The sequence below is a fragment of the Methanosphaerula subterraneus genome, assembly GCF_052055875.1.
In the GTDB taxonomy this organism is placed as follows: Archaea; Halobacteriota; Methanomicrobia; order Methanomicrobiales; family Methanospirillaceae; genus Methanosphaerula; species Methanosphaerula subterraneus.
In genome coordinates this window covers 1,280,429-1,293,105 of the sequence record NZ_CP170508.1, presented here as the reverse complement: position 1 = coordinate 1,293,105, position 12,677 = coordinate 1,280,429, and the positions used below count along the sequence as shown (strand labels likewise).

Annotated in this window: 12 protein-coding genes and 1 tRNA gene; 8 read left to right on the top strand and 5 right to left on the bottom strand. The window is 57.1% G+C overall.

The window, feature by feature from the left end:
• Positions 1 to 6 precede the first annotated feature (6 nt).
• Positions 7 to 321, bottom strand: a complete 315-nt coding sequence (locus ACFKSJ_RS06080) for a DUF5611 family protein (RefSeq protein WP_440951358.1) — start codon at positions 319 to 321, stop codon at positions 7 to 9.
• Between the two features lie 34 nt (positions 322 to 355).
• Here ACFKSJ_RS06080 and ACFKSJ_RS06075 point away from each other — a divergent pair, with 34 nt between their 5' ends.
• The 4 genes from ACFKSJ_RS06075 to ACFKSJ_RS06060 all read left to right on the top strand — a co-directional run bounded on the left by ACFKSJ_RS06075 (position 356) and on the right by ACFKSJ_RS06060 (position 2,911).
• A complete protein-coding gene (locus tag ACFKSJ_RS06075) occupies positions 356 to 1,087 on the top strand; it encodes a proteasome assembly chaperone family protein (RefSeq protein ID WP_440951357.1) in 732 nt (243 codons plus the stop codon).
• Positions 1,088 to 1,092: 5 nt separating this feature from the next.
• Positions 1,093 to 1,485, top strand: coding sequence for a DUF473 domain-containing protein (locus ACFKSJ_RS06070; RefSeq protein ID WP_440951356.1), 393 nt, complete (start codon positions 1,093 to 1,095; stop codon positions 1,483 to 1,485).
• Between the two features lie 62 nt (positions 1,486 to 1,547).
• Positions 1,548 to 1,622 (top strand) — tRNA-Arg (locus ACFKSJ_RS06065).
• A gap of 176 nt (positions 1,623 to 1,798) precedes the next feature.
• A complete protein-coding gene (locus tag ACFKSJ_RS06060; protein WP_440951355.1) occupies positions 1,799 to 2,911 on the top strand; it encodes a radical SAM/SPASM domain-containing protein in 1,113 nt (370 codons plus the stop codon).
• Positions 2,912 to 2,996: 85 nt separating this feature from the next.
• On the opposite strand, the gene metG is transcribed toward ACFKSJ_RS06060, so the two are convergent.
• A complete protein-coding gene (metG, locus tag ACFKSJ_RS06055) occupies positions 2,997 to 4,988 on the bottom strand; it encodes a methionine--tRNA ligase (protein WP_440951354.1) in 1,992 nt (663 codons plus the stop codon).
• 86 nt (positions 4,989 to 5,074) lie between these two features.
• On the opposite strand from metG, the gene ACFKSJ_RS06050 reads away from it, so the two are divergent.
• A complete protein-coding gene (locus ACFKSJ_RS06050; RefSeq protein WP_440951353.1) occupies positions 5,075 to 5,851 on the top strand; it encodes a hypothetical protein in 777 nt (258 codons plus the stop codon).
• Here ACFKSJ_RS06050 and ACFKSJ_RS06045 read toward each other — a convergent pair.
• The 3 genes from ACFKSJ_RS06045 to dnaG all read right to left on the bottom strand — a co-directional run bounded on the left by ACFKSJ_RS06045 (position 5,820) and on the right by dnaG (position 8,150).
• Positions 5,820 to 6,440, bottom strand: coding sequence for a HEAT repeat domain-containing protein (locus tag ACFKSJ_RS06045; RefSeq protein ID WP_440951352.1), 621 nt, complete (start codon positions 6,438 to 6,440; stop codon positions 5,820 to 5,822). The two genes, ACFKSJ_RS06050 and ACFKSJ_RS06045, sit on opposite strands and share 32 nt — an antisense overlap.
• A gap of 86 nt (positions 6,441 to 6,526) precedes the next feature.
• A complete protein-coding gene (locus ACFKSJ_RS06040; RefSeq protein ID WP_440951407.1) occupies positions 6,527 to 6,811 on the bottom strand; it encodes a UPF0058 family protein in 285 nt (94 codons plus the stop codon).
• Positions 6,812 to 6,869: 58 nt separating this feature from the next.
• Positions 6,870 to 8,150: a DNA primase DnaG gene (dnaG, locus tag ACFKSJ_RS06035; RefSeq protein ID WP_440951351.1), complete on the bottom strand. Its 1,281-nt coding sequence runs from the start codon at positions 8,148 to 8,150 to the stop codon at positions 6,870 to 6,872.
• A gap of 650 nt (positions 8,151 to 8,800) precedes the next feature.
• On the opposite strand from dnaG, the gene ACFKSJ_RS06030 reads away from it, so the two are divergent.
• From ACFKSJ_RS06030 to ACFKSJ_RS06020, 3 genes are all read left to right on the top strand, one after another.
• Complete coding sequence (locus tag ACFKSJ_RS06030) at positions 8,801 to 9,949, top strand: hypothetical protein (RefSeq protein ID WP_440951350.1); 1,149 nt, start codon at positions 8,801 to 8,803, stop codon at positions 9,947 to 9,949.
• Between the two features lie 357 nt (positions 9,950 to 10,306).
• Positions 10,307 to 11,599 (top strand): hypothetical protein, encoded by a 1,293-nt coding sequence (locus ACFKSJ_RS06025; protein WP_440951349.1) that lies wholly within the window; start codon positions 10,307 to 10,309, stop codon positions 11,597 to 11,599.
• Positions 11,600 to 11,668: 69 nt separating this feature from the next.
• Positions 11,669 to 12,610 (top strand): DNA adenine methylase, encoded by a 942-nt coding sequence (locus tag ACFKSJ_RS06020; protein ID WP_440951348.1) that lies wholly within the window; start codon positions 11,669 to 11,671, stop codon positions 12,608 to 12,610.
• Positions 12,611 to 12,677: the final 67 nt, after the last annotated feature.

Here is a 12,677-nt window from a genome sequence, read left to right as displayed (position 1 = left end):
TCTGGTTCACTCAATTTTCTTAGCTTTTTTGACCCGCTCTTTTGACGTGAATCCCGTGACTGCCTGCAGGTAGGTATTCCGCCGCCTGATGGTGTCGAGGATCAGCTGGTCGTCACTGATCGAAGGATCTGCCTCGATGTCGACGACGATGCTCTTCCCTGCGCTGCCCAGTGAGACATCGAACCTTTTCAGGGCCCCAAAGGTGATCGTATAATGCCCGTCCGCTTCGACAGGCTCGGCGTTGAAGCATTCGACCAGTTGCTGAACCATATTTTTATTGAGATCTTTGGTAAATCCACGTTTAATCTGGAATTCTTCCATAATACTTTTTAGGAAGATACACTATGTTAATCTAATGTCACCAGAAGCCTTGCATGATATCAGAATTATATCAGAGCCCATCTCCGGGGATGGGGCTACGATACTGATGGGTTTCCCCGGGAGCGGTCTGGTCGGTTCGATCGCTCTCCAGTACCTTGTCGACCAGAAGGAGTTCAAACAGATCGGGACGATGACCAGCAAGTACTTTCCCCCGTTTGCGATGATGGCGAAAGGGCTGATCAATGTGCCGGTCAGGATCTATCAGAAGGAAGCGATCGTCGCCATCGTTGCCGATATTCCGATCCATCCGATGATCTGTTACGAGGTCGCCACCGGGCTGGTGGACTGGTTGATGCCGTTCCACATCAAGGAGGTGGTGGCCCTGGCAGGGGTCGTCACCACGGACGATCAGAAGAGGGTCTTTGGGATTGCCACCACCGAAGAACTGCTCGAGCGGATCAAAGAGGTGACCGAGTTTCTGCCGGTCGGTTCGATATCGGGGATTGCCAGCAGTCTGTTGACCGAGTGCAAGATCCGCGGCATCCCGGCCATCGGTCTGCTGGGCGAGACCGTCAACGCCCCTGACCCCCGGGCGGCTGTCGCCTCCCTTGAGGTGCTGAACCACATGTACAACCTTGAGGTGGACATCCAGCCGCTGCTTGAACAGGCCGATGAGATCGAGGCGACGATGCATAAACTCGCCGAAGAGGTTCAGTCCTCTGCTGAAGGGCCTCAGAAGAAAGAAAATCTACCGATGTACGGGTGATCTGGATGAAGTGTGCTGCATTAACCGGAATATCTGCGGATGTTATCAGAGAACTGAAGCGCGGACGGCCACGCACCCTTGAGGTTCAGAGTGCGCACAATGTGATCACCCTCTCCGGGGTCACCCCGGGAGATCATATCTTCATGACCAATGTGGATCGTGATGACCTCGCTGTTGGAGATAACGGGATAATCGTCGATGTGATCTCGATCGGGATCATGATGAAGCGGATCATCGAGTTCTCCCACGGGTCCCACTTCGAGGAGCGCGAACGGATGGCGGCCAGAATCCAGGTCCGGTACTGCGCGAACTCGTCGGTGAAGGAGGTCTCGTCGATGGAGACCATCACGCCGACCACTGTAGAGGTCTTAAAGGTCAGTTGCTGCCATGCAGGATGAGGAAGCCCCCTTCCTCTCTTCGACGGGTTAATAAACCGGGACTCCCTATATCAATTACTGCGGGGCTTGTGGCTTAGCCAGGACATAGCGCCGGGCTTCTAACCCGGATGTCGGGGGTTCGAATCCCTCCAGGCCCGTATCATTTCCTGTAATTTTTCCCCGAGCGGCTGCTCTTTCATTGTCGGATCGTTCTCCGGGTTGTTATCCTTGGCATCGTTACACCTGTCATTGTGGAAGACGGACTGGTCGGAAGGTGCTTACGAATAACAACGGCTTTCACTGCAGACTCAGTAATGTAACAGGAGATATTCTCATGATTCATGGAGGTCGGGGTTCCACGGTAGAGACAAAGACTGGCGGGGGCTATCGGGACCTGTTCGATAGAACGATCTCAGAAACCCTCGGCCAGGCGTTGCGGATCATCCGGGCTGACCCCTCTCTCCTCATCACCGGGACCGCCCTGCTTCGGTACCAGAAGAAAGGCGCACTCATTCGCAGAAACAACGAGAAGGGTGGGCTTCTTGTTCCGCCGGTGATGATCGTAAGCATCACCTCGCGATGCAATCTGACCTGTGCAGGCTGTTATATGAAACAGCGGCAGAGGACGGCTGCGTCGGAGATGACCCCGGAGATTCTCAGGTCGATCGTTTCTGAGGCTGCTGAACTCGGCGTCTCGGTCATCGTCATCGCCGGCGGTGAACCGCTGCTACGAAAACAGGAGATCGTTGATCTCGCCCGATCGTTCCCGCAGATCCTCTTCCCGGTCTTTACCAATGGTCTTTTGATTGACGAAGAGGCGGTTGCATCACTGGCAGATCAAAAAAATATCGTTCCGGTCATCAGTTTTGAGGGCTTCCGCCAGGAGACCGACCGTCGACGAGGTCCGGGTGTCTATGACCGTCTGCTCTCCACCTGTTCGCTCCTGAAGTCCCGCAGAAACTTCACCGGCTGTTCGGTTACTGTCACCAGCAGTACCATTGACCAGGTCCTTGACGAACGGTTCATTGCATCTATGATGGATGCAGGGGTCAGGGCCTTTGTATTTGTTGAATATGTTCCGATCGAATCCGGCACAAAAAACCTTGTATTGACTCCTGACCAGCGGAAGAGACTCACCACCACCATCCAGTCGTTCTCAGAGAAATTTCCGGCACTCTTTATTGGATTCCCCGGCGATGAAGAAGTCTATGGGGGATGTCTTGCTGCTGGCAGAGGTTTTGTCCATATCAGCCCGTCCGGGGATCTCGAACCCTGCCCTGCAGCTCCGTTTTCGGATGCCAATCTCGCACGGGTTTCATTGAAAGAGGGTCTGCGATCGAACTTTCTGCAGGAGATTCGTGAGAACCACGCCAGATTGGTGGAGACCGACGGCGGCTGTGCTCTCTGGACAAACCAGGAGTGGGTGAAGGGATTGCTGGGGAAATAGGAAAAACAGTTCTCTGGTTTTGGATCATATCGTCATGTCGACCCGGTGACGTGAAAAAATGGGTTTTTGGAGATGAGCGGATGGTTTACCGGATCGGTGTACCCGGTTCGACCGCCTGGTTGGGGGTCAGCAGGGCTGCCTTATCGCCGGCGGCCAGGATCATGCCCCTGCTCTCGACGCCGAAGATCGTGACCGGTTGCAGGTTTGTAATCACGATCACGCTGGTCCCGACCAGCTGCTCGGGATCGTAGAACTTGGCGATCCCGCTGACGATCTGCCGTCTCTCTGACCCGATGTCCACGATCAGCTTCAGCAGTTTCGAGGACTTCGGGATCTTCTCTGCTGATATGACCGTCCCGACGGCCAGTTTCATCTTTCCAAACTCTTCGATGGAGATAAGTTCCTCTGCGGGCTGACCTCTCTTCTCTGCTTCATCCACTCTCATCATCAATGTCTTCTCCAGTGCAGCCACCTCTTTCTCCTCCATCCGAGCGAAGAGCGGGGTTGGGGGGGCGAGTTCGCGTGCTGCCAGGGGTTCAATCGCTTCGGAGGTCCGGTGTTCGCGGACCAGGCCGCCCTCTCCCAGCATCATCCATATCTTCGACGCCGTCTCGGGCATCGTCGGGTCGATCAGCAGGGCCAGGGCTCGGACCAGCTGCAGGCAGTTCCGGATCACCTGGACCGCAGCCGGCCGATCGGTCTTGATCAGTTTCCAGGGGGCCGCGGTCTGGATGTAATTGTTGCCGTAGGATGCGAGGGTCATCACGGCGTCGACCGCGTTCTTGAACTCGTATGCATCCATCGCGGCGTCGACGGCAGCGATCGTTTCGTTGATCCGTTGCAGGATCTCCTGGTCTGCACCCAGGTCCGGGATTCCGATCCCCTGTGCGTGGGCAAAGTGCAGGGTCCGGTGGACAAAGTTCCCGAAGGTGTTCACCAGTTCGTTGTTGACCCGGTCGGCGAAGGCCTGCCACGAGAAGTTCAACTCCTTGGTGTGGCTGGTGTAGGCGAGCAGGTAATACCGGAGATAATCGGCCGGCAGACCGAGGTCCAGGTAGTCGTCATTGGTCCAGACCACGTACCCCCGCGACTTGGAGAACTTGTGGTCGTCGATCTTCAGCATCCCGCTCGCCACGATCGCAGACGGGACGCCGTACCCGGCGCCCTTCAACAGGGCCGGCCAGAAGATGCAGTGGTGGTAGGTGATGTCCCCGCCGATGAAGTGGGTGATATCCCCGTCCCCACACCAGAACTCACGCCAGTCGCGTCCATGGGCGGTCGCCCACTCCTCGGTGAAGGCGATGTACCCGATCGGAGCGTCCACCCAGACATAGACGACCAGGTCGTCCCGTCCCGGGAACCTGACCCCCCAGTCCAGCGTTCTCGTGATGCACCAGTCATGCAGTTCATCGTTGACCCACCCCAGCGCATAGTTTCTGGCGTTGTCGGTCCCTCTGACCTCTTTTAAAAACGTGCCCAGGAACTCTTTGAACTCCCCCAGTTTAAAGAAGAAATGCTCCTGACTCCGCAGTTCCGCTTTCGTTCCGCAGACCTTGCAGACCGGGTCTCTGATCTCGCCTGGTTCGAGGTGCTTGCCGCACCCCTGGTCGCACTCGTCACCGCGTGCCACAGCCCCGCAGTGCGGGCAGGTCCCCTCCACATACCGGTCTGGAAGGAAACGGTTGCAGGTGGTGCAGTAACTCTGGTTGATCGTCGCGGAGTAGATGTACCCGTGGTCGATCAGACTCTGCATCATCTGTCGGGTCCGGTGGTGGTTCACCTCGCCATCGGTCATCCCGAACCGGTCGAACCGGATACCCATCCGTATGAAGGTCTCTTCAAAGTGACGGTGATACTTCAGCGAGAGCTCCTTCGGCGTGACCCCCTGCTCTTCGGCACTGACGACGATCGGCGTGCCGTGGTTGTCTGAACCGCAGACAAAGACCACCTCCTCTCCACGGTGGCGGAGGTACCGGACGTACATATCCCCCGGCACATAGGTCCGCAGGTGGCCCAGGTGGCAGGGTCCGTTGGTGTACGGCAGTCCGCAGGTCACCAGCATGGGTCCTTTACTCATGCTACACTATTAGTGGATGATGGCATAAATAGGTACAATATATGGCAGGAATGGTGCATATCCAGACGAGATCGCTGGGTTCTGAAATGAAGACTCCTGACCTTGCCACGCTCTCGGCCTGGGTGTCGGAGCGGCCGGCAGGTCGGGAGGCTGATCTGATCACGTATAAACTCGAGTCCTCGCTGCGGCCGCAGATTCTGGCCGGGATCGATCGCCCGTCTGCAGGGGGTCGTTTCTATGCGGAACGGATCCTCCCCTCGTTGAAAGGGGTCGTCGACCGGGTCGTACAGGAGGAGGTGTATGCAGACTCTGCCGGGGTCTGCATGGACGCGGTCACCATCGCCGGGTTGTACCGGGGCGGCTGGTGCGCCCTGCCGGGCCTCTCCGAACTGGGACTGGCCGATCCCGATCACTGCTACCGGGACGAGGATGAGTTTGTGGCTGCGCTGACCGGGGTCTACCGGGATCTGATGCGGGCGATGAGGGACTCCGGGGTGGCCGGCCATGTGATCCATTGCAGCCAGGACCTGACCGAAGCAGAGGCTGACGGCCTGGCCGGGGTGAAGACCCTCCTGTACTTCGAGCGTCCGGACCCTGCAGTTCTCCGCCTGCTTCTCGAGCACCAGTCCGTGATCGCCATCAGACCTGCCGACCTGCCGGCCCTGGTCGATATGATGGATGATTACCCGGTACGGCAGGTGATCCTGATGGACCCGTCACCTGCCGACCTGACCCGTGCCCTTGGTCAGATGGACGCCGACCATCTGGCCTCGGGCGGATACTGCAGTAACGGAGACTGCGGGGACTACTGGAAGGAACAGGTGGCGCAGTCTACGGTCCCTGCCCATCCCCGGTCTTCCTGATCGCCCCGGCGATCGCAGTCTTCACGGCCGGGTCGGTCTCCTTTTCTGCTGCCCGGTGCAGCGCCGCTCTGGCCGGCTCACCCCCGATTGCACCGAGTGCGGTCGCAGCGGAACGCCTGACAAACTCGTTGCAGTCGGAGAGAGCATTGATCAGTGAATCAACCTCCTCCGGTCCTCCGATCCTGCCGAGCCCTTTTGCCGCCATGTACCGGACATGGTCCTTCTCATCAGCGAGCCTGTCCACCAGCGGTTTTACTGCCCGCCGGTCCCCGATCAGCCCGAGCGCCTCTGTTGCCCTGTACCGGACCACCCAGTGCCGATCATCGAGGAGGCCCAGCAGCGGATCGACTGCCGGGGTGCCGAGCTCCACGAGCGCCTGCACGGCCATTGTTCTGACTCCCTTATCGGGGTCGTGCAGGGCCGCGATCAGGTTCTGCACTACCCTCTCCTCCCCTGCCCCGCCGAGCAGGAAGGCCGCATACTGCCTGATATGGGGGTCAGGGCTTCCGCTCAGAGATCCGGCCAGCCCGAGATAACCCAGCCGTACCTGTTCCTCTTCATCGGCGTCTCTCTTCTGAGGGCCGGTCATCATCGGCTCCTGGCGGGACTGTGTGATCTGCTGTACATATGCATACTACAGATCTGGAGGTGATCAGGAAAAAGGGATCGTTATGGTTAATGTTGACATTCCATCTCTTTGAGGGTCCGGTCTGCCAGTTCCTTCATCCGTGCGGAGATCCTGCCTGACGCAGAGAACTCGACGAACTTCATCGCATTGGCCAGCTCGGAGCCGAGCACAAAAATAGCGTATTTATGTTCCAGTTTACTCCTCTGTATCTGTTTCGGCGATATCTTCAGGGCGTAATACTGGGAGAACATCAGTTCAGGACTATTCTCTTCAAAATAGTTCTTGATATCAGAAAGCATCTGATGGAGCATGATCAATTCGTCCTTGTGAATAGTCCCACCTCTTCAGATCAAAATAGTAAGTTTTATTATATATACCTGTGCCGCCCGTTCACTGCACGATTCTCATCAGTCGAATAGAGAGCGGACGTTTGATGATTCCGTTAAAATCGCGTGCTGCAACGAATTCCAGTCCTTTCCCAACCAGGCGGTCGAGCAGTTTCTGATCGACCACACGATCGATCACGAGGCCGGTCACATCAGCGGTCATCTGATCGATCGCCGCTTCAACCTCATCGACCCCGGTTTCGTTCAGGACCACAAACTCGGGGGAGAGGAACCGTGCAATCATATGCCCGCTCACGCGCTCCATGTGATCACGCAGGGATACCGGAGAGGCCGGCTTTGAGATGACGTCAGGAGAGGATAATTCGGAACTTGTATCAGAAGAGGATGGTGTGGATTCGTTTCCGCTCTCCACATTGTCCTTCTTTTCCGGATTCTGCTCGCCGGCTCCGGGTCTTGGGAGCCGTTGATCCGGCGCCCGCTTCTCCCCGGGAACATCCCCGTAGAACTGGTCCCTGACATACTCCACAGGGACCTTGTTCCGAAGGGCCTTGATGATCTCTTTTCGCGTCATGTCCTCGACGCTCTTTCCCCGTGGGGAGAAGGCCACGTAGTCGATGTCTGCGACCTGGAGGAGTTCCCGCAGGATCAGTTCTCCGCCCCGGTCCCCGTCGAGGAAGGCCGTCGCGGTCTTCTTGTCGGCGAGGTCGACGATCTGGGTTGGGACATTGGTCCCTTCCACAGCCACCGCATTCTTGATCCCGTACTTAAGCAGGTTGATCACATCAGCCCTGCCTTCGACGATGATGATAGCGTCAGAGTCCATCACGTTCGGCCCAGCAGGGATCTTGTCCTCCCCAAGTGAACCGATCTTCTCGACCCTGATCGCCTCCCGTACCTCGTCGAGCAGTTCATAACTGTCGATGTTTCCGTCCTCGAAGTGATCGAGCAGCAGTTCTTTTGCGCGGTCAACGATCTTTCTTCGCTTGGTGACCCGGATGTCTTCGATCCCCTCGACCGTCACATGGGCGACGCAGGGACCGACCCTGTCGATCGTCTCGAGTGATGCAGCCAGGATCGCAGTTTCAGCCCGGTCAAGCGAGGAGGAGATCAGGATATCCCCTTTTGTCTCACCCCGTTTGCTGCTGATCTGGACGTCAATCCTTCCGACGCGTCCTGTCCTCTGAAGATCACGCAGATCGAGGTCTTCGCCGAGCAACCCTTCAGTCTGGCCAAATATGGCCCCAACTACATCGGGTTTCTCGACCACCCCCTCTGCCTGAAGATTAAGGTGAATAAGGTACTTGGTAGTATCTGGTGAATACAAGGCATAACACCCCCATGCATCTTGCTTTTGAATAATCGCTTGATCATAGGTACAATAATATTTATAATGTGACATTACTTAAAGGAGACACCCGTGCTGGGAAATTGCTGATCCATGCGAATCTGCAGGTAATTTACGCCTAACTGAAAAACGGCATTTCTGCCCCCGATCCCTTAATTTTCTGCCCTTAATTGGGGTTGCCGGTTTCACCGTTCCCGTGCATGGTTAGGAGATTCGCCCCGGTCCGGATCCGCGCTCTATATTGGCCAATTAATCTTCAGATCTCTTCTTTTATCTACATGGCCCGGCACTGTTCCCTGCTCCCCGGATTGCTGGGAGTATTTATATCAGGTCGGATGATAGAATACTTTTTAGGTATCAGATCCGTTCAGAGTTGATACAGATCACGAGAGCAATCTGCGAATATAAATCAGGAAGGCATTCTGCCCGGTATTCCTGATCCGAACATTATGGAGACTATGATGAAGTTTCAGAGAATAACTGTGATTCTGGTATTTCTCCTGATCTGTGTCGCATCAGGATCACTGTCTGGGATCGTATCCGCGGCAGTTCCCCTCTCTTTGGATGCGCAGGCAGAGAACTCAACCACAGTTCCGACACCCTTTGAAGGTCCGACCACGTTGCAGACTGTGCCTGAAACATCACTGACTGCGACCGCCTCGCTGACCACACCGACAACGGATCCAACGACACAGGCGACCACCACCGTGTCGACGGTTCCGACCACGACCGTTACGACTCAGACAACAGTTCCGACCACGACCATTACGACCCAGACGACGGCTCCGACCACTACTGTTACGACGCAGACGACGGTTCCGACCGCGACCATTACGACCCAGACGACGGTTCCGACCACCACCGTGCAGGTCACGACGACGCTGCCGACCCAGTCCGTCACGAATGTGACCTACCAGAGCCAGACGACAACAGTTTCGATCATTCAGACGCTGAACTACACCCCGACCACCTATCCGATCGATCTCTGGACCTCCCGGACACCCGATATCGATGCCGGGATGCAGCCTTATGACGGGCCGGTTCCACCTCAGACGACGGAGGTCCAGACGGTGACGCCGATCAACACCAGTACGCCGGTGATCGTGGCCTCTCTGAACACCTCGGTCGAGGTTCCGGTGCGGACCGTCGAACGGCTTGAGAACATCTCCAACGCCAGCCCCTACCAGACCTATACGCCGGCGCCAACACCGGCAGCGCCCCAGGGATCCGACCTGCTCAGGATTCTGCTCCTGGCGGTGCTCGCCATTGCAGGCGGGGGCGGTATCGCCCTGCTGAGCAGGTCCTATCGCGGCCAACAGCAGGAACCCGGAGAGGACGGTTCAGCACTCCCTGATGCGGGGGTTGAAGGGGTCGCTGCAGGAGCTGTCTCTGCAGAGGGGCGTGCCACCCTCGATCAGATCGCAGCATATGATCCGGCGACCACCGAGGTCGAGCACCTGATGCAGATGCTGAACCGGCTGGTTTTGAACTCAAAGAAATCCCTCCACAATCCATCGATCCGGCTTGATAGCCAGGTTCGCCTTTCAGGGATCTCGACCCTGCCGATCCCGGAACAGGTCGCCCAGTGGGGTGCCGATCATGGATACGTGGTCGTTTCGAGAGATTTCCAGAATGAAGCGCTCCTCTTCAGGCAGACCCCGGTGCCGGGTGAACCTGATCTCGGGATCATGTATATCGGGGACCTTATCGCAGACAACGAGGTCCCACCTGCGCCTGAGAAACCGGGACCCTCCCGGGACCTTCCAAACGATCGGTAATGGGGCGATATTTCTCCCCTCTTTTAAATTCTGGCAGATCTCTGATGCTGATTTTCTGAATCTTTGGGACGCTGTCGAATGCGCAAAAACCGTCGATACTGCAGGAAACCATCTGGCTCATCACTGTGCGTTTGGGGTGAGAATTATCGTACCAGATCGCTTCTTTTTGTCTGCATGGCCCGGCACCGCTCTCTGTCACCCTGATCGCTGAGAGCATTTATATCTGGATGGATGATAGAATACTATTCAAGTATTATGTCTGTTCAGATCTGATCACGATCACACGAGCATTTTGCATATGTCCATCAGGGTGGTATTCAATCCGGTATCCCTGACCTGAATTTTATGGAGACTATGATGAAGTATCAGACAATTACGGCGATTCTGGCATTTCTCCTGATCAGTGTTGCATCGGGGTCATTGCTGGTTACCGTCTCAGCGGCAGTTCCCCTCTCTCCGTATGCGCAGGCAGAGAGCCAGACCTCGGTGCAGACGACGCCTGCAACATCATTGGCTTCGACAGCCACGCTGTCCACCACGGTTCCGACGGTTCCGGCTACGACCGTGACGACATCGACGACGATTCCAACCACCACAACGACCCAGACGACTGTTCCGACCACCACCGTGACGACCCAGACGACTGTTCCGACGACCATCACGACGACCCAGACGACGGTCCCGACCACCACCGTGACGACACTCGCCACGGTGGTTACTCCGACGACGTTGCCGACCCCGTTCATCACCAATGTGACCTACCAGAGCCAGACGCCGGCAGTTTCGATCGTTGAGACGGTGAACCTGAACTACACCCCGGCCACCTACCCGATCGACGTCTCGACGTCCCGAACACCCGATATCGACGAAGGGATGCCGGCATATGATGGGCCGATCCCCACACCGACCACGATAATCCAGACGGTGACGCCGACGAACTCCAGCACGCCGGTGATCGTGGCCTCTTTGAACACCCCGGTCGAGGTTCCGGTGCGGACCGTCGAACGGCTTGAGAACATCTCCAACGCCAGCCCCTACCAGACCTATACGCCGGCGCCAACGCCGGCACCGGTCAAGGGACCGGACCTGCTCAGGATTCTACTCCTGGCGGTGCTCGCCATTGCAGGCGGGGGCGGTATCGCCCTGCTGAGCAGGTCCTATCGCGGCCGGCAGCAGGAACCCGGAGAGGACGGTGCAGCACTCCCTGATGCGGGGACGAGCCCTGAGGTCGGGGAAGGAGCGGCCACTGCAGCGTCGGTCTCTGCAGAGGGGCATACCACTCTCGATCAGATCGCAGATTATGACCCGGCGACCTCCGAGATCGAGCACCTGATGCAGATGCTGAACCGGCTGGTTCAGAATTCGCAGAACTCCCTCCACAATCCATCGATCCGGCTTGATGACCTGATCCGCCTCTCGGGGATCTCGACCCTGCCGATCCCGGAACGGGTCGCCCAGTGGGGTGCCGATCATGGGTACGTGGTCGTCTCGAGAGATTTCCAGAATGAAGCGCTCCTCTTCCGACAGACCCCGGTGCCGGGAGAACCGGATCTCGGGATCATGTACATCGGAGACCTTATCGGAGACAACGACGTTCCATCTGCGCCTGAGAAACCGGGATCCCCCGGGGATCTTCCTGACGATCGATAATGGAGCGGTATATCCCTTCTCTCTTTAATTTTTGGTTGATCTCTGATACGGATTCTCTGGATGGAACCTATGCGATTGAATAAACCTGGTGCGTGCACGGCACGGCCTTTCTTAAAGTGGGCAGGGGGGAAGACCCAGCTCCTCGATCAACTCCAGCGACGTCTGCCCGGGGAGGTTCTGCAGGGCGGGATCACCCATTACCTCGAACCCTTCGTCGGTGGAGGTGCCGTCTTCTTTGCGATCAACCAGCGGTATACCTTCGAACGCGCTGATATCTGCGACATCAACGAGGAGCTCGTCCTCGCCTATTCGGTGGTCAAGCACGATGTCGAGAACCTGATCGAGGGGCTCGGAGAGATGGAGAAGGAGTACTACGCCCTGGACGAGGCCGGCCGGTCGGCCTATTTCTACCAGGTCAGGGAGACCTTCAATGCAGATAAGGAGGGGATTCGTTTTGATCGGTATTCCCGGTCATGGGTCGACCGGGCTGCCAGGTTGATCTTCCTGAACCATACCTGCTTCAACGGACTGTTCCGGGTCAATGCGAGGGGCCACTTCAATGTCCCGTTCGGCAGGTACCGGTCTCCCCGCATTCTGGATGCAGAGAACCTCAGGCTGGCCTCGGCGGTGCTTGAGAGGACCGCGATCCATCATGGTGACTTCACCGGGTGTGAGCAGATGGTGGATGAACGGACCTTTGTCTACCTCGACCCGCCGTACCGTCCCCTCAGCAGCACAGCCCAGTTCACCGGCTATTACCGGGCCGGCTTTGGAGAGGGGGACCAGGTCAGGCTGGCCGAGTTCATCGGAACCCTGAACCAGCGGGGGGCAAAGATTATGCTCTCCAACTCGGACCCCTGCAACGAGGACCCTGATGACACCTTCTTCGATTCCCTCTACGCCGGGTACACGATCGACCGGGTCGCAGCAAAGCGGACTATCAACAGCAATGCAGGGCGACGCGGTGCTATATCTGAACTGGTCATCACCAACTATCCTTCTGTTGAATGACCAGCCATCTGGTCCAAACTTTTTCTTTATAGCAAGGACTCCTGTCTCTCCACCGATTCAATCATTA